Source organism: Streptomyces sp. YPW6 (assembly GCF_018866325.1).
Classification (GTDB): domain Bacteria; phylum Actinomycetota; class Actinomycetes; order Streptomycetales; family Streptomycetaceae; genus Streptomyces.
In genome coordinates this window covers 6767810-6785110 of record NZ_CP076457.1, presented here as the reverse complement: position 1 = coordinate 6785110, position 17301 = coordinate 6767810, and the positions used below count along the sequence as shown (strand labels likewise).

The 17301-nt window shown below is 73.2% G+C and carries 13 protein-coding genes and 1 pseudogene; 6 read left to right on the top strand and 8 right to left on the bottom strand.

Annotated features, from left to right (window positions below):
- Nucleotides 1-73 precede the first annotated feature (73 nt).
- From KME66_RS29815 to KME66_RS29800, 5 genes and pseudogenes are all read right to left on the bottom strand, one after another.
- A complete protein-coding gene (locus tag KME66_RS29815) occupies nt 74-1603 on the bottom strand; it encodes a hypothetical protein (RefSeq protein ID WP_216327945.1) in 1530 nt (509 codons plus the stop codon).
- 116 nt (nt 1604-1719) lie between these two features.
- Nucleotides 1720-5349: a hydantoinase B/oxoprolinase family protein gene (locus KME66_RS29810; protein ID WP_216327942.1), complete on the bottom strand. Its 3630-nt coding sequence runs from the start codon at nt 5347-5349 to the stop codon at nt 1720-1722.
- 73 nt (nt 5350-5422) lie between these two features.
- Nucleotides 5423-5611 (bottom strand): annotated as a pseudogene (locus KME66_RS34240) (hypothetical protein); the annotation flags it as partial.
- A 63-nt stretch (nt 5612-5674) separates the two neighbouring features.
- Nucleotides 5675-7093 (bottom strand): HEAT repeat domain-containing protein, encoded by a 1419-nt coding sequence (locus KME66_RS29805; RefSeq protein ID WP_216327939.1) that lies wholly within the window; start codon nt 7091-7093, stop codon nt 5675-5677.
- A 289-nt stretch (nt 7094-7382) separates the two neighbouring features.
- Nucleotides 7383-7775 carry an ankyrin repeat domain-containing protein gene (locus tag KME66_RS29800; protein WP_216327938.1) on the bottom strand — a complete coding sequence of 131 codons (393 nt, stop codon included), beginning with the start codon at nt 7773-7775 and terminating at the stop codon, nt 7383-7385.
- A 330-nt stretch (nt 7776-8105) separates the two neighbouring features.
- On the opposite strand from KME66_RS29800, the gene KME66_RS29795 reads away from it, so the two are divergent.
- Nucleotides 8106-8300 (top strand): hypothetical protein, encoded by a 195-nt coding sequence (locus KME66_RS29795; RefSeq protein WP_006123109.1) that lies wholly within the window; start codon nt 8106-8108, stop codon nt 8298-8300.
- Between the two features lie 37 nt (nt 8301-8337).
- On the top strand, nt 8338-10008 hold the full coding sequence (locus KME66_RS29790; RefSeq protein WP_216327935.1) for a hypothetical protein: 1671 nt from the start codon (nt 8338-8340) through the stop codon (nt 10006-10008).
- 210 nt (nt 10009-10218) lie between these two features.
- Here the strand turns inward: KME66_RS29790 and KME66_RS29785 are convergent, their stop codons facing one another.
- Entirely contained in the window at nt 10219-11718 is a 1500-nt protein-coding gene (locus tag KME66_RS29785; RefSeq protein ID WP_216327933.1) for a PLP-dependent aminotransferase family protein, read from the bottom strand.
- Nucleotides 11719-11820: 102 nt separating this feature from the next.
- On the opposite strand from KME66_RS29785, the gene KME66_RS29780 reads away from it, so the two are divergent.
- The 4 genes from KME66_RS29780 to KME66_RS29765 all read left to right on the top strand — a co-directional run bounded on the left by KME66_RS29780 (nt 11821) and on the right by KME66_RS29765 (nt 15358).
- On the top strand, nt 11821-12540 hold the full coding sequence (locus KME66_RS29780; protein WP_216327931.1) for a YitT family protein: 720 nt from the start codon (nt 11821-11823) through the stop codon (nt 12538-12540).
- Complete coding sequence (locus tag KME66_RS29775; RefSeq protein WP_073222570.1) at nt 12537-13298, top strand: glycerophosphodiester phosphodiesterase; 762 nt, start codon at nt 12537-12539, stop codon at nt 13296-13298. Before KME66_RS29780 ends, KME66_RS29775 begins: the two co-directional genes overlap by 4 nt.
- A gap of 46 nt (nt 13299-13344) precedes the next feature.
- The gene (locus tag KME66_RS29770; RefSeq protein ID WP_073222569.1) at nt 13345-14718 is read left to right on the top strand and encodes an MFS transporter; all 1374 of its coding nucleotides are present in this window, start codon (nt 13345-13347) and stop codon (nt 14716-14718) included.
- Nucleotides 14719-14983: 265 nt separating this feature from the next.
- Nucleotides 14984-15358, top strand: coding sequence for an RNA polymerase-binding protein RbpA (locus KME66_RS29765; RefSeq protein ID WP_003959706.1), 375 nt, complete (start codon nt 14984-14986; stop codon nt 15356-15358).
- 116 nt (nt 15359-15474) lie between these two features.
- On the opposite strand, the gene fxsA is transcribed toward KME66_RS29765, so the two are convergent.
- Together fxsA and KME66_RS29755 are read right to left on the bottom strand one after the other, a co-directional pair.
- Complete coding sequence (fxsA, locus tag KME66_RS29760) at nt 15475-16092, bottom strand: FxsA family membrane protein (protein WP_216327929.1); 618 nt, start codon at nt 16090-16092, stop codon at nt 15475-15477.
- Nucleotides 16093-16199: 107 nt separating this feature from the next.
- Complete coding sequence (locus tag KME66_RS29755; RefSeq protein WP_073222567.1) at nt 16200-16967, bottom strand: polyprenol monophosphomannose synthase; 768 nt, start codon at nt 16965-16967, stop codon at nt 16200-16202.
- Nucleotides 16968-17301 lie beyond the last annotated feature (334 nt).

The following is a 17301-nucleotide window of genomic DNA, read 5'->3' as shown; positions in this document are numbered from 1 at the left end:
GGGACGGGAAGGGCGGTGGCAGGAGCGGGCCCGACCGCGACGGGAAGGGCCGCACGGGGCGCGGGGCGGCGGGTCACGAGGCCTCCTGGCGGTCGGCTGCCATGCCGACGGCGTCCAGCAGCGCGGTGCCCACGATGAGGTCGGCACCGCCGAACTCGGGGTCCTCCAGCTCCGCGCCGTCGTCCACGGCGAAGAGCAGGCGCCGCTCACCCTGGCGGTAGGCGGTGCCGACGGGCGGACTGGCGGCGTGGACGGCGAGGAGGGCGACCAGATACGGCAGATCGGCGTCGCCGGTGCGGCGGGCCTCGGCGAGCAGTCCGGAGAGCCGGCGCGGGGCGTCGTGCTCCAGGTCGAGCAGGGTCATGGCGCGGGCGAGCTGCTCCTCGCTGAACCGGCTGTCGTCGGGGGTGGCGATCAGGTCGGGCTCGGGCATCTCCGCGCCCAGGTGCTCGCGCTCCAGCGGCGGGGTGAGCAGCAGGTCGACCAGGTCCCCGACCCGTACGGACGTGGGGGTGCGCAGTCCGGTGCCGTGGGCGAAGAAGGCGTCGGTGGCCCTGGTGGACTGCTCGACGGGGAGCGGGAGGAGCGGGGCGAGGAGCTGCCCGTACAGATCGAGCCCCGCGTGGCGGGCGGGCGGGGCGAAGGCCTGCCGGTCCTGCTCGGCCCGGAAGAGCGGACCCGCTTCCAGCAGCCGGGACTGGAGCTGGGTGTGGCGGCGGATGCAGTCCTTGACGATGTCGACGAGCTCGGCGGCCCGGCGCTTGTGCTCGGGGTCCTCGGCCTCGTCGCGGGCCTTGCGGATGTTGGTGAGGATCGCGTTCTCGTGGCGGTAGCGGTCGGCCACGTGGTCGAGGGCCTCGGCGATCATGTCCGGGACGGTGTGGAGCCAGTCGACCGCGCGGACGTTGCGCCGGGTGGCCTCCAGGGTGCGGCGCAGGGTCTCGGCGTACTGCACGGTGCGGTAGCGGGCCTGTTCGGCGGCCAGCTGGGCGTCGGCGAGGCGGCCCCGGCTGATGAGGACCTCCAGCTTGACCTCGGCGGCGATCTGGGCACTGGTGACATCGGTGTCCAGCGCTCCGACGAGGACGTTGACCGCTTCGTCGGTGGCGCGGAGGTAGACCGTGCCGCCGTAGCCGGGGACCTCTTCGACGAGCTTGAAGTCGTAGTCGCGGCGGACGTAGACCCCGGCGGTGTCGAAGGTGCCGTAGACCGCGCGGAAGCCGCGGTCGACGCTGCCGACGTTGATCAGGTTCTCCAGGACCCAGCGGGCGACCCGCTCGTGCTCGGCGGCCGGGCGGTCGGGGGCCTGCGCGGCGATGCGGGGCAGCAGCCTGGCCACTATCTGGTCGTGGTCGGCCCCGGTGTCGAAGTCCATGTTGAGCGTGACGTGGTCGATCGCGGCGAGGGCGACCTCCGCCATGGCGTACACCGTGTACTCGCCGGCCAGATTCGCCTTGCGGACGTCCAGGTCGTGCAGCGGCGCCGTGCACGCCAGGGCGCGCAGCCGCCGCGCGAGCCCCTCGTCGGCGGCGGGGCCCGGGGCAGGCCGCGGCCCCGCGCTGAGCTGCGGCGCAGCGGTGTCCGTGTTGGCAGGCGAAGTCACGTGGGACAGATTAGGTCCTCGCACGGACAACGGTCGAAACGGCGTTTATGCGACCGGCGTCAGGCAGCCCCGGCACGGCTTCCGGGCGGCCCGGCGCCCCCTGCCCCGCACGCGGGTCACGCCCCCGGCGGCCCGTATCCCCCGCCGCCCGGTGTGCGCACCACGAGCACGTCCCCGGCGTCCAGTTCGGCGGTGTCGCACCCTTCCAGCGGGACCACTCCACCCCCGGCCCGCTCGATGTACTGCTCGCCGAGCGCGCCCGGTTCCCCGCCGCCCGCTCCGTACGGCGGGACGCGGCGGTGGCCGGAGAGCAGGGCGATCGTGACGGGTTCCAGGAAGCGGATGCGGCGCTCGACACCGTGGCCGCCGTGCCACCGGCCCGCTCCCCCGCTGTCCTCCCGTACGGCGAAGGACTCCAGGCGGACCGGCAGCCGCCACTCCAGGATCTCGGGGTCGGTGAGCCGGGAGTTGGTCATGTGGGTCTGGACGGCGTCGGCGCCGTCGAAGCCGTCCCCCGCTCCGGAGCCGCTGGCGATCGTCTCGTAGTACTGGACGTGGTCGTTGCCGAAGGTGAGGTTGTTCATGGTCCCCGAGCCCTCGGCCTGGCCGCCGATCGCGCCGTACAGGGCTCCGGTGACCGCCTGGGAGGTCTCCACGTTGCCCGCGACGGTCGCCGCCGGAAAGGCCGGGTCGAGCATCGAGCCGGGCGGAATGGTCACGTGCAGGGGCTTGAGGCAGCCGCTGTTGAGCGGGATGTCCTCGCCGACGAGGGTGCGGAAGACGTAGAGGACGGCGGCCATGACGACGGAGCGGGGCGCGTTGGTGTTGCCGGGCTGCTGGGGGGAGGTTCCGGTGAAGTCGAGGTGGGCGCTGCGGGCGTCCCGGTCCACGGTCAGGCGGACCTGGATCACGGCTCCGCTGTCGGTCTCGTAGCGGCAGTGGCCGTCGTGGAGTCCGGCGACGATGCGGCGTACGGACTCCTCGGCGTTGTCCTGGACGTGACCCATGTAGGCGTCCACGACGTCGGCCCCGAACTGGTCGGTCATCCTTCGCAGTTCGGCGATGCCCTTCTCGTTGGCGGCGATCTGGGCGCGGAGGTCGGCGAGGTTGGTGTCCGGGGCGCGGGAGGGGTGGGGCGCGGAGGTGAGCAGAGCGCGGGTCTCCTCCTCGCGCAGCCGGCCGTCGCGGACGAGCAGCCAGTTGTCGAAGAGGACGCCCTCCTCGTGGATCGTCCGGCTGAAGGCGGGCATGGAGCCGGGGGTGATGCCGCCGATCTCGGCGTGGTGGCCGCGCGAGGCCACCAGGAACCGCAGCGTCCCCTCGTCGAAGACGGGCGTGACCACCGTGACGTCGGGCAGGTGGGTGCCACCGTGGTACGGGTCGTTGACCGCGTACACGTCGCCGGGGCGCAGGGCGCCCCCGTTGCGCCGGAGCACCTCCTTGATGGACTCCCCCATGGAGCCGAGATGGACCGGGATGTGCGGGGCGTTGGCGATCAGGTTGCCCTCGGCGTCGAACAGCGCGCAGGAGAAGTCGAGGCGTTCCTTGATGTTGACGGAGTGGGCGGTGTTCTCCAGGCGGACGCCCATCTGCTCGGCGATGGACATGAAGAGGCTGTTGAAGACCTCCAGCATCACCGGGTCGACCCGGGTGCCGACGGCGGTGCGTTCGGGGCGGGGGCCGCGGCGGGTGAGGACGAGGTGCCCGGTGGGGGCCGCTTCGGCCTGCCAGCCGGGGTCGACGACGGTGGTGGCGTCGTCCTCGGCGACGATCGCGGGCCCGGTGACGGTGGCGCCGGTGTGCAGCTCCGCCCGCCGGTGGAGAGGGGCGCGCTGCCACCTCCCCCCGGCGTACAGGTCGACGGTGTCGGCCGGGCGCGGTGGGGTGTCGCTGGCATCGGGGCCGGCGGCGGGCTCGGTGCCGGCGGCCGCGCCGGCGGCCCCCGTGGCGTCCACGGCACCGGTCGCGCCGGTGGCTTCGACCGAGACCGTCTCGACGACGACGGGCTTGTCCATCGTGAAGCCGAACCGGGCCCGGTGGGCGGCGGCGAACGCCTCGGCCATGGCGCTCTCCGTGTCCAGGTCCACCGGCAGCGCCGCGTCCGTCCCCGCGTACCGCAGCAGGACCCGGGCCCGGGTGGTGATCGCGGAGTCGGGGACGCCGTCGGCGCGCAGGGCTTCGCGGGTACGGTCGGCCAGTTCGGCGCAGAGCCGCTCCACACGCTGCCGGCAGACCGCGTCGAGCTGTTGCTCCACCGACTGTTCACGCATCGCGGTCGCGTCGGCCAGGCCGATGCCGTACGCGGAGAGCACCCCGGCGAGCGGGGGCACGAGGACGGTGCCGATGCCGAGGGCGTCGGCGACCGCGCACACGTGCTGGCCGCCCGCGCCGCCGAAGCCGGTGAGCGCGTAGCGGGTGACGTCGTGGCCGCGCTGCACGGAGATCTTCTTGACGGCGTTGGCCATGTTGAGCACGGCGATCTCCAGGAAGCCCGCCGCCACCTCGGCCTCGTCCGGCCGTCGTCCGGTGGCGTTCCCCACCTCGTCGGCGAGGTGGGCGAACCGCTCGCGTACGTGGCCGGCGTCGAGCGGAAGGTCCCCGTCCGCGCCGAAGACGGCCGGGAAGTGGGCGGGCTGGACGCGGCCGAGCATCACGTTGGCGTCGGTGACGGTGAGGGGGCCGCCCCGGCGGTAGCAGGCGGGACCGGGGTCGGCGCCGGCCGAGTCGGGGCCGACGCGGTAGCGGCTGCCGTCGAAGTGCAGGACGGAGCCGCCGCCGGCCGCGACGGTGTGGATGCTCATCATCGGGGCCCGCATGCGGACCCCGGCGACCTGGGTTCCGAGCTCGCGCTCGAACTCCCCGGCGTAGTGCGAGACATCGGTGGAGGTGCCGCCCATGTCGAAGCCGATGACGCGGTCGTGGCCGGCCTGCCGCGAGGTGCGGACCATGCCGACGACGCCTCCGGCCGGTCCGGAGAGGACGGCGTCCTTGCCGCGGAAGCGGGCGGCTTCGCGCAGGCCGCCGTTGGACTGGAGGAACATCAGCCGGATCCCGTCGAGGCGGGCGGCGACCTCGTCGACGTAGCGGCCGAGGACGGGTGAGAGGTAGGCGTCGACGACCGTGGTGTCACCGCGGGGGACGAGCCTGATCAGCGGGCTGACCTCGTGGGAGCTGCTGACCTGGGTGAAGCCGGCCTCCCGGGCGGCTGCGGCGACGGCCCGTTCGTGGGCGGGGTTGCGGTAGCCGTGCAGGAGGACGACGGCGGCGCTGCGCAGGCCCTCGGCGCGGGCGGCGCGCAGCTGTTCTCGTACGGGGCCGAGGTCCAGCGGCCGTACGGTGCGGCCGTGGGCGTCGATGCGTTCGGGGACCTCGATCACGCGCGCGTGGACGGTCCCGGGCAGGACGATGTGCCGGTCGAAGAGGCGCGGCCGGTTCTGGTACGCGATCCGCAGCGCGTCCCGGAAGCCCTCGGTGATCAGCAGGACGGTCGGTTCGCCCCGCCGCTCCAGCAGGGCGTTGGTGGCGACGGTGGTGCCCATCCGGACGGCGGCGACCCGGTCGGCGGGAACCGGTTCGCCGGGGCCGAGGCCGAGGAGCAGCCGGATTCCGGCGACGGCCGCGTCGTCGTAGCGGCCGGGGTCGTGGGAGAGGAGCTTGCGGGTGATCAGCCGGCCGTCGGGACGGCGGCCCACGACGTCGGTGAAGGTGCCGCCCCGGTCGATCCAGAACTCCCAGCGTCCGGTCATGGCGCCATTCTGTGCCCGCGCCCATGACCTCGCAGGGGCGGGAATCCCTCCGCGTGACCGGCCGGGGCGCTCTCCGGCAGGCGGAATCGGTCACCCCGACCGCCGTGACGGCGAACGCCGTTATCCGGTCCGGCTCCAGGGCGGCGAGCACGTCCGTCAGCGCGCCCGGCAACGGATCGTCGGGCGCGTCCCGGTCGTCCGCCCGGCCCCCGACCGCCTCACGAGCCCGTTCGACGAGCCCCCACCACTCGTTGCCGTCCATGGTGAAAAGCCCAGGAGGAGGGTCTGACAACGGCCCTCCTCCCAGCGTCCTCGAGTTCCGGCCTCAGACGGCCGACGCGTCCGGCCCGATCCGGCTGCGTACCGCCGTCTGGACCTCGGCCTCCTCGGCCGGGTCGGCGGCGAGGCGGCGCAGGCGTTCGGCGACGCGGATGTCGCCGGTCTCGGCGTGCAGAGCGGCCACCTCGCGGGTGGTCTCCTCGCAGTCCCAGAGGCACTCCACCGCGAATCCGGTCGCGAAGGACGGGTCGGTGGCGGCCAGTGCGCGGGCGGCCCGGCCGCGCAGATGCGAGGAGGACGTCTCGCGGTAGACGTGGCGCAGGACCGGGGCGGCGCAGGCGATGCCCAGGCGGCCGGTCCCGTCGACGAGGGTCCACAGCCGGGGGGCGTCGGGTCCGTCGCCGCGTACGGCCTCCCGGAGCGCGCCGAGGACTTGGGGAGCGTCCTGGGCGGTGCCTCGGCAGGCGAGCACTCCGGCGGCCGAGGCGCCGAGTGCGTCGGGGCGGTGGGCCCAGCGCCGGGCCCGCTCGACGACGTCGTCTCCGGTCATCCGCTCGAAGGCGGCGATGGCCGTGTGGGCGACGGTGCGCGAGGGGCTGGCGGCGGCGGCCTCGATGAGGTCGAGGACGACGGGGTCGGCGGCTTCCGCGAGGTAGTGCAGGGCGGCGCAGCGCGCGCCTTCGGGGCCGCTGCGGGCGGCTTCGACGATCTGGGGGAGGTCGTCGGGTCCGGCGACGGCGGTGAGGCAGCGGGCCGCGGGGACGTGCAGTTCGCTGCCGCGTTCCAGGGCCTGCTGGGCCCAGTCGAAGACGGCCTGGACGCTCCACCCGGGGCGGGGCCCCCCGGGGCGCATCTGGCGCTGCCATCGGTCGAACGAGCCCTGTTCAGCGGCGGCCCGGACGCGGGCGCCGACCGCTTCGCGCGGGTCGTCGGCCCACAGCCGCCAGGGGCGGGGCTCGAAGGCGTCGCGTACGGCGGCGGCGAGGTCGGCCGCGCCCTCGTCGGTGGCCGGGAAGCGGGCGAGGACGGGCAGGGCGAGGGAGCGCAGGCCGGCGTCGTCGTCGCGCAGGGCCAGCTCGTCCAGGGCCCAGGCCCAGTTGGCGCCGGTCGCCGCGTAGCGGCGGAGCAGGGCCAGGGCGTCGTCGCGCCCGTAGGAGGCGAGGTGGCCGAGGACGGAGAGCGCCAGACCGGTGCGGGAGTCGTCGGTGTCGATGTGGTCGTCGGGATCGGCGAGGTGCCGCTCGATCTCCTCGATACCGCCGTCGAGGTCGAGGTAGAGGCGCGCGTAGTAGAGGGAGCGGTTCTCCACCTGCCAGTCGTGGCGGGGGTCGCTCACGACGCAGTGGTTGAGGGCCGCGAGGGCCTCGGGGCGTGGTGCGGCGAGCGCGTGGAGCGTGCCGTCGCCGCGGCCCCTCTGCAGCAGACCGAGCAGGGTGCCGCTCGGCGCTATGAACGGATCGAACATGGGAGAAAGCCTCACATCAAGCTGTCGACGCGACCGGGACTGTGCAGTGCCCCGTGCCTCTCGGCACGTGGGGGGTGTCCGGGGACACCGCTACGCCGCGCAGTGACATGATCGGCCGACCGCCGTCTTTCGCCTGGTGTAGAGCATCTTCCTCTGCCTCTCGTCGGTGGCCCTGAGCGGGCCCGCGACGTCATGATGACCCAGCCATTTCGCCACCGCGACCACATTTACGACGGACCGGTCAGCAAAGCCCACGGCGGACGCGCCCAGCGGCGCCCCCGCCGGCGTCTCACCGCACACCGAAGCGTTCCAGCAGGTCGGACTTGCCGAACATCCGGGCCGTGTCCAGCGCGGACGGCGTTCCGGCGGCCGGGTCGGCGCCGGCGGCGAGCAGGGCCTCGATGACGGCGTCCTCCCCCTTGAAGACGGCTCCGGCCAGCGGCGTCTGGCCCCGGTCGTTGGCCCGGTCCGGGTCGGCCTCGCGGGCGACGAGGGCGGCGACCGTGGCGGCGTGCCCGTGGTAGGCGGCGAGCATGAGCAGCGTGTCGCCCCGGTCGTTGGTGAGGTTGGCGGGGACTCCGGCCTCGACGTACGCGGCGAGGGTCTCGGTGTCGCCGGCGCGGGCCAGGTCGAAGACCTTGGTGGCCAGCTCGACCACCTCGGGATCGGGGGTTTCGCTCATCGGGGCGGGCCGCCTTCCTTGACTGCCTCCACGACGGCTCACCGCCGCGGTCGACCTGGTGGGGAGTACGGCGGGGGGACCGTACGAGTGAATCGACAGGGTACTGCTCCCGGGCCGACATGACCCGGCCCGGATACGGCAAGGGATCACCGCGGCTGATCCTGCCCGGCACGGGCCGGGTGATGCCGCTCCCCGGGAGCCGACTTCTGTGAGCCAGTCAAGTGAAAGCGCGAGATATTCACTCGATTGCACCTTTTGTCGTATAGATACTTCCCGTGATCCTGGAAGGACTCATGGTGACTGTCCCCTTCAACCAGGAGAGAACCGCTCATGATCCTTTCCATCTCCGGCGTGGTCCTGCTCGCCATCATCGTCTTCCTGTTCTTCAAGAAGGACGGGCTCAAGGCCTCCCACGCCATCGTCTGCGCCCTGTTCGGCTTCTACCTGGCCGGCACCGCCATCGCGCCGAGCATCACGGCGGGCGGGGCGAGCCTCGCCGGCCTGCTGGGCGGGATCAAGTTCTGACGCTCCGCAACCGCTCCCACCCCTTCAGGAGACCGACGTGGCCCGGCGACCACTCCCCCGCATTCTGAGCAGCGGCAGCGCTTCGATCACTCGCAGCAGAGAGATCGCGCGCACGGCCGCCGACAGCGCCACCGATGTCCTCCATCCGCTGATCACGGTGGTCCGCGGCCTGCGGCTGCTGGCCGTGTCCGGCCGGCAGAAGTGGGTCGCCACCCCCAAGGAACGGCGTGGTCCCAAGCTGTTCCTCGGCGCGGCCTGCGTGCTGGCGGTGGCGCTCGTCCCGTACGGGCCGATCCTGGCCCTGATCACGGTGATGGGCGCCGCCGCGTGGAAGGGGCGGGAGCGGACCCCGGCGCCGACCGGGCCCGACGAGTCGGAGACCGCACGGCTGCGGTCGCTGTACGAGGCGCTCGTGCCGTACTTCTCCACGGCCGAGGACCCCGATCCCCTGTTCGCCCACGGCGGCGACTGGTCGAAGGCCTTCGACGCGTACACCTTCGACGAGGACGGGCGGCTCACCCGCCTCCGGATCTCCTACCCCGCGTACTTCGCGGACGGCGAGGCCGCGGCCCGCTCCCGGATCGAGCAGTTGCTGCACACCAAGTCCGGCCGGGGACGCGAGTACCGCTTCGGCTGGGACGAGGAGGCCAACCGGCTCGTCATGACCGTGCTGGACGCGCTCCCCACGACGATCGCCGCCCAGCGCTTCGTCGCCGCACCCGGCGAGACGGTCCTCGGCTTCACCGATCCGGACTCCGTCTCCCGCACCGTTCCCGTGCGCGACGGCGTCGCCACGGTGGACGCCTCGCCGGTCGTCTGGCGGACCGGCGGCCGCTCCACCGAACCGCATCTTCTGGCCGTCGGACAGCCCGGCGGCGGCACCACGACCCTGATCCGCTCGATCGCCCTGCAGGCCCTCCAGAACGGCGACGTGATCATCGTCGACGGCGGCGGGGCCGGTGAGTACGCCGCTCTCACCGGCCGTGACGGCGTCCTCGCCGTGGAGTCCGGGCTCAGCGGGGCGCTGTCCACACTGGAATGGGCGGCGCACGAGACGGAGCGCCGGCTGATCACGGCCAACCTGGCCCGCCAGAGCGGCCGTCCGGCGCCGGACGACATCCGCCGCCCGCTGTGGATCCTGCTGGACCGACCCGGCGTGCTGGGCCACCTGGCGGCGGCCGAGGGCAGGACCGACCCGCAGGAGATGCTCCGGATCCCGCTGCGGCACGGCCGGGCCGCGCAGGTCACCGTCGTGCTGGCCGAACAGTTCGACGCACTGGACGGCCTCTCGGAGACCGTCCGGAACCACACCCGCGCCCGCGCCGTCCTCGGGACGGCCTCCCCCGAGCAGATCGAGGCCGTCCTGGGCTCCGGACCGCACACCACTCCCCCGCCCGAGGTCCCGGCGGGGCGCGGCTACGTCCGGCTCGGCGCGGGCCCGGTGCTGCGGCTCCAGGTGCCCGCCACCCCGGACCCGTACGACGACGCCACGAGCGATGCGCACCGGCAGGCGGTGCTGGACCTGCTGCCCGGCCGGGGCGACCCGGTGGAGACGCCGCCCGCGCGGGATGCCGCCGACGAGGGCCCGGCCACCGCACCGGTGCCCGTGGCCGCGGAGACGACGGCCGTTCCGGTGGAGGCGTTGGTCGCCGAGGCCCGGCCGTCCGAGCGGCTGGCGAAGGCGCAGCCGGCGGGCGCCGAGAGCTGACCCGGCACCCGCGAACGGCGCGGCGGGCGGGGAGCGGACCGGACGGCCCACTCCCCGCCCGCTCCTGTCACGTCGGTCCTCGGTGCACCGCGTCGCTGTCACACCGGGTCCTCAGCGCCCGCGCGACGCCGTAACGCCCGGCCCTCGGCGCACCGCCGACGCCGTCACGCCCGGCTCTCAGTGCCCGCCCGACGCCGCCACGCCCGCCCCTCAGGCCACGAAGGAGCGCGGGGTGTCGGCTCCCGCACCCGCCCCGGAGCGCACCAGGTCGACCGCCGCGGCCAGGCGTACCGCCGCCTCGTCGGCGACCGGCCCGCTCACCGTGAACGGCAGCCGTACGTAGCCCTCGAAGGCCCCGTCGACCCCGAAGCGGGGGCCCGACGGCACACGGACTCCGACGCGTTCACCCGCCACGGCCAGCCGCGATCCGGAGATCCCACCGGTGCGCACCCACAGCGTCAGCCCACCGCGCGGCACGGTGAACTCCCAGTCCGGCAGCTCCCGGCGAACCGCCGCGACCAGGGCGTCCCGGTTCTCCCGGGCCTGGCTCCGCCGGACGTCGACGGCCTGCTCCCAGCCACCGGTGCCCATGAGCCAGTTGATGGCGAGCTGCTCCAGGACGGGTGTGCCCATGTCGGCGTAGGCACGGGCGGCGACCAGACTGCGGATGACGTCGGGAGCCGCGCGCACCCAGCCGATGCGCATGCCGGCCCAGAAGGCCTTGCTGGCCGATCCGACGGTCAGGACCGTGCCGCCGGCCGGATCGAAGGCGCACACCCGGCGCGGCATGTCGGTGCCGGTGTCCAGGCGGAGTTCGTTCATGGTCTCGTCGACGACCAGGACCGTTCCGGCGGACCGGGCGGCCTCCACCAGGTCACGGCGCTGCTGCTCGTCGGCGAGCGCGCCGGTGGGGTTGTGGAAGTCGGCGACCACGTACGCGAGGCGGGGCGCGGCGTCCCGCAGCACCTGGCGCCAGCGGTTCATGTCCCAGCCGCCGAGCCCCTCCTCCATGGCGACCGGGACGAGGCGGGCGCCCGTCTCGCGCATCAGCTGGAGGATGTTGGCGTAACTGGGCGACTCGACCGCGATCCGCTCACCACGGCCGGCGAAGAGGTGGCAGATCGCGTCGATGGCTCCCATCGCGCCGGTGGTGACCATGATCTGCTCGGGCATGGTCGGGATGCCGAGGGAGGTGTAGCGGTCGGCGATCATCTGACGCAGCGCGGGCAGCCCGGCCGGGTAGTCGCCGTGTGTGTGGGCGTACGGCGGCAGCTCCTCCAGCGCCCCCTGGACCGCCCGGGTCAGCCACGGCTCGGGCGCGGGCAGGGCCGCGCAGCCCAGGTCGATCATCGAGCCGAGCGACTCCGGCGGCAGCGGTTCGAGGCCGCGGGCGGGCAGCGGATTGCCGGCCGGGACGGCGGTCCAGCTGCCCGCGCCGCGCCGCGACTCCAGGAAGCCCTCGGCACGCAGGGCCTCGTAGGCGGCGGCGACCGTCGTGCGGCTCACGGACAGGGCGAGGGCCAGTTCGCGTTCGGCCGGGAGCCGGGCGGCGACCGGGACCCGCCCTTCCAGGACGAGCAGCCGTACGCCGTCGGCGAGCGCGCGGTACGCGGGCGGCTTGCGGCCACCGGGCCCGGTGGGCCGGGCCTGTTGTGAGCGGAGCTGCCGGGCGAGCTGGGCCGCTCCCACCGTCGATGTCCACTGCGCCATCGAAATCAGTCCACCTTCCTCGAATTGGCCATCGTTGGTGGCCGATCCCCTGCCACAGAGTGACACGAAGCAGTCCACCACCACTACTCCAGGGGGCACGACGTGGCCAGGACCACCGACCGGAGCACCACTCGTCTCACCCGGCGGCTGGTCCAGCTGTACGCGGGGCTGGCGCTGTACGGGGCGAGTGCCGCGCTCCTGGTGCGCGCGGGGCTGGGCCTGGAGCCGTGGGGGGTGCTGCACCAGGGTCTCGCGGAGCTGACCGGGATCTCGATCGGCGTGGTGTCGATCATCGTCGGTGCGGTGGTGCTGCTGCTGTGGATCCCGCTGCGTCAGCGGCCGGGGCTCGGCACCGTCTCGAACGTCTTCGTGGTGGGGCTGGCGATGGACGGCACGCTCGCGGTCGTCGGCGACCTGGACGGGTTCGGTGTGCGCATCCCGGTGATGGTGCTCGGCATCGTCCTCAACGGCGTGGCGACCGGGCTGTACATCGCGGCCCGGTTCGGCCCCGGCCCGCGGGACGGTCTGATGACCGGGCTGAACCAGCGCACCGGCCGCTCCATCCGGCTGGTCCGTACGGCGATCGAGGTGGCGGTCGTGGTGACCGGCTTCCTGCTGGGCGGTTCGCTGGGGGCCGGCACGGTGCTGTACGCGCTGGCCATCGGCCCGCTGGCCCAGCTCTTCCTGCGGCTGTTCGCGCTCCCCGAGGCCTGCGGCCCGGGTCCCGTCGTCGCCTCGGGCGATCCGGACACCCCCGCGCCGGCCGCCGGTTCCGGGCCCGTTGCCGCTCCGGCATCCGAACAGGCCATACTGCCGCAGTGAATCCGAGCCACCCCTATCTGGACCACCCGACGCCGATCGCCTTCGCCCATCGCGGCGGGGCGGCGGACGGCGTGGAGAACACCGTGACCGCCTTCCGCCGGGCGTCGGACGCGGGCTACCGCTATTTCGAGACCGATGTCCACACCACGGCGGACGGCCGGCTGGTCGCCTTCCACGACGCGACACTGGACCGGGTCACCGACGCCCGGGGCCGGATCGCCGAACTGCCCTGGAGCGAGGTGAGCCGGGCCCGGGTCGGGGGCGGCGAACCGCTCCCGCTCTTCGAGGAGCTGCTGGAGGAGTTCCCCGAGGCACGGTGGAACGTGGACCTCAAGGCCGAGTCGGCGCTGGAGCCGCTGCTCGGCCTGATCCGCCGGACCGGCGCGTGGGACCGGATCTGTGTCGGCTCGTTCTCGGAGGCGCGGGTGGCCCGCGCGCACCGGCTGGCGGGCCCCCGGCTGGCCACGTCGTACGGGGTGCGGGGCGTCCTGGCGCTGCGCCTGCGTTCCTTCGGGATCCCGGCGGCGCTGCGCGCGGGCGCGGTCTGCGCGCAGGTCCCCGAGCGGCAGGGGTCCGTCCCGGTGGTGGACGCCCGCTTCGTGCGCACCGCGCACGCGCTGGGGCTCCAGGTGCACGTCTGGACGGTGAACGAACCGGAGCGGATGGCGGCGCTCCTGGACCTCGGGGTGGATGGCATCATGACCGATCACATCGAGACGCTGCGTACGGTGCTGAGCGAGCGGGGGGCCTGGTCCTGACGCCCGGTCCGTCCACGTCCACCGGGGACGAACGAGGGGACGCGGGATGAGCACCGGGACCGCAGGGAAGGCCGATCCGTCCGGACGGCCGCCGGACGGCACGACCGCCGCCGCGCGCAGGCGCGAGCAGCAGGGCTGGTACTTCTACGACTTCGCGTGCTCCGTCTACTCCACCAGTGTGCTGACCGTCTTCCTCGGTCCGTATCTGACCTCGGTCGCCAAGGCCGCGGCGGACGGGGACGGATTCGTCCACCCGCTGGGCATACCCGTGCGCGCGGGCTCGCTGTTCGCCTACTCGGTCTCGGCGTCGATCGTGGTGGCCGTGGTCCTGATGCCGATCGTGGGCGCGGCGGCGGACCGTACGGGGCGCAAGAAGCCGCTGCTGGCGGCGGCCGCGTACACCGGGGCGGCGGCGACGGCCGGGATGTTCTTCCTGGACGGCCACCGCTATCTGCTGGGCGCGTTCCTGCTGATCGTGGCGAACGCGTCGATCTCCGTGTCGATGGTCCTGTACAACGCCTATCTGCCGCAGATCGCCGGGCCGGAGGAGCGCGACGCGGTCTCCTCGCGCGGCTGGGCCTTCGGCTACACCTCGGGGGCCCTCGTCCTGGTCCTCAACCTGATCCTGTACACCGGTCACGACTCCTTCGGGCTCGCGGAGTCCGAGGCGGTACGGATCTGTCTGGCCTCGGCCGGTGTGTGGTGGGGGGCGTTCACCCTCGTACCGCTGCGCCGGCTGCGCGACCGGCGGGTGCGGCCGGACGGCGAGGGGGCGGTCGGCTCGGGCTGGAAGCAGCTGCGGGCCACCCTGCGCGACATGCGGCGCCACCCGCTCACGCTCTCGTTCCTGCTGGCCTACCTCGTCTACAACGACGGGATCCAGACGGTGATCTCGCAGGCCTCCCTGTACGGCTCCGAGGAACTGGGCCTGGATCAGACGACGCTGATCGTCGCGGTGCTGCTGGTGCAGATCCTGGCGGTGGCGGGGGCGCTCGGCATGGGGCGGCTCGCCCGGACGTACGGCGCGAAGCGCACGATTCTGGGGTCGCTGATCGTGTGGACCCTGATCCTGCTCTCCGCGTATCTGCTGCCCGCCGACGCGCCGGTGTTCTTCTTCGTCCTGGCGGCGGCGATCGGCCTGGTGCTGGGCGGGAGCCAGGCCCTGTCCCGGTCGCTGTTCTCGCATCTGGTGCCGCGCGGCAAGGAGGCGGAGTACTTCTCCGCGTACGAGATGAGCGACCGCGGGCTGAGCTGGCTCGGGCCCCTGGTGTTCGGTCTGGCGTACCAGCTGACCGGCAGCTACCGGGACGCGATCATCTCGCTGGTGGCGTTCTTCGCCCTCGGCGCGGTGCTGCTCGCGCGGGTCCCGGTGCGGCGTGCCGTGGAGGCCGCGGGCAACCCCGTGCCGCAACGGATTTAGACGTTGAAGTCAAAGGCCGGTAGTATACGTCTTTGGCCTGCCCGGAGGACCGTTACTGCCAGTGGAAACGGCTCAACCATTGGGTGACAACAGCCACCAGAGGTGACAAACCGGGCATGGGCGGGTACTCAACCCAGACAAAGCAGCGGCACGACGGGCGACGTATGACCCGCAACGGGAATCTTTACCGCCGACCGGACGTTGACCGGATGACGACGACAGCGACATTTTGTCCTGTGGGCGACAAGCCCGGGAGGCACGATTCATGAGTGAGCGAGCTCTCCGCGGCACGCGACTTGTGGTTACCAGCTACGAGACGGACCGCGGCATCGATCTGGCCCCGCGCCAGGCGGTGGAGTACGCATGCCAGAACGGACATCGATTCGAGATGCCGTTCTCGGTAGAGGCAGAGATTCCGCCGGAGTGGGAGTGCAAGGCGTGCGGCGCCCAGGCACTCCTGGTGGACGGGGACGGCCCCGAAGAGAAGAAGGGCAAGCCGGCGCGCACGCACTGGGACATGCTCATGGAGCGGCGCACCCGCGAGGAGCTGGAAGAGGTGCTGGCCGAGAGGCTGGCGGTTCTCCGTTCCGGAGCCATGAACATCGCCGTGCACCCGCGGGACAGCAGGAAGTCTGCCTGACCGCCGGCACAGCAGCACAGCACCAAGAGCCGCGGGCCGTGACACAGAATCTGTGTCACGGCCCGCGGCTCTGCGCGTGCACCCCTCGGGAAGTGGGGCCCGCGGGCCGGCCCGCGTCAGGGCGTGAGGGGCGGACGCCGGTCCTGGGGGCCTTCGGGGTTCTCGCCGGGTCCGCCGGGCGGCCGGGGGTCGTCGTCGCGGACGACCTCGCCCTGGACGACCTTTCCGTCCGGGCGGTGCATCCGGGCCTGCTGGAACGCGTCGCCGAGGCTGCCGGGCGTCGCCGCCCGCATCCGGCGTTCCAGCGAGCGTTCCGCGTACCGGCTGATCATGGTGCGCACCGGCGGTACGAGCAGGAGCAGCCCGGCCGCGTCCGAGATCAGGCCGGGGATCAGGAGCAGCAGCCCGCCCAGCATCAGCAGCCCGTTGCCGCGGGTGCCCTTGCCGCCCGCGGGGACCGTCGGCGGCGTGGCGGAAGCACCGGGCTGTCCCGGCATCTGCTGGAGGGTCTCGGTGAGGTTCCTGAAGGCGCGCCGGCCGGCGCTCTTGATGACCACGGCGCCGAGCGCGGCTCCGGCCACCAGGATCAGCAGAACCGTGAGGCCGCCCGCGGCCGAGGCGACCAGGGTCAGCAGCCAGATCTCCAGGACCAGCCAGGCGGCCAGGGCCAGCGGCAGGAATCGACGGGCGCGCGAGCGCCGGGGACGGGTCGGGGGCGGAGTGCCGGTCGTCATGCCCCCAGTGTGCCCGTACCGGCGTGCGGGCGGCGTAAGGGGGTGATCATGAAGCGGACTGTCGGCGAACCCCGGACGCGCCGCCCTCGGTCACGGGCCCGGGGCCGTCAAGGGTTCTTGCGGCCCAGGACCTTGTTCGCACGGGAGGTGATGCCCCAGCCGGTGACCCGCCAGAGCGCCTCGACGAGGATGTCCCGGCTCATCTTCGAGTCGCCGACCTCCCGGTCGACGAAGGTGATGGGGACCTCGACCACGTGGTAGCCCGCCTCGACCGCGCGGCGGGCGAGGTCCACCTGGAAGCAGTAGCCCTGCGAGGCGACCTCGCCGAGCCCGAGGCCGTTCAGCGTCTCGGTGCGGAAGGCGCGGTAGCCGCCGGTGACGTCGCGGACGGAGAGGCCGAGGGCGAGCCGGGAGTAGAGGCTGCCGCCGCGCGAGATGACCTCGCGGCTCCGGGGCCAGTTGACCACGCGGCCGCCCGGCACCCAGCGGGATCCCAGGACCAGGTCGGCGCCCTTGAGCGCGGTGAGCAGCCGGGGCAGTTCCTCGGGCTGGTGGGAGCCGTCGGCGTCCATCTCGACGAGGACGCCGTAGCCGTGCTCGGAGCCCCAGGCGAAGCCCGCGAGGTAGGCGGCGCCGAGCCCTTCCTTGCCCTTGCGGTGCAGGACGTGGACGTGGTCGTCGGCGGCCGCGAGCTCGTCGGCCGCCTTGCCGGTGCCGTCGGGGCTGTTGTCGTCGGCCACCAGGATGTCGGCGTCCGGGACGGCGGTGCGCACCCGGTCGACGATCGGCTTGATGTTCTCGACCTCGTTGTAGGTCGGAATGATCACCAGAACCTTGCCGAGCGGGCCGAACTGCCTCTGACCGCCGTCGTTCACTACTGCCCCTTAGAGTCCGTACACAGAGGGACACCATATCCAGCGCACGAGCCGGAAGGTCGCGCCCCCACGGGGGAACTGCGGATCGGGGCCCGGCGCCCTTCGGGCCGGCCCGGGGCCCGCTGGCTGCGGGTCGACCGAAAGCCGTTGTCTACTGAACGTCCGGGCCCCACCCGGATCCCACCCTCCGTCCGGCTGAATCCTTCCCTCGCCCCCGAGGCGCGGGCGCTGAACCTGGCTGTCAGCGGTGGTGCGCCGGTGCGGCACACCACCCCATGACCCAGCGGCGTTCGACGACTGCGTGGAGGTTTAACCGGTCGGACGTCCTGTGGTG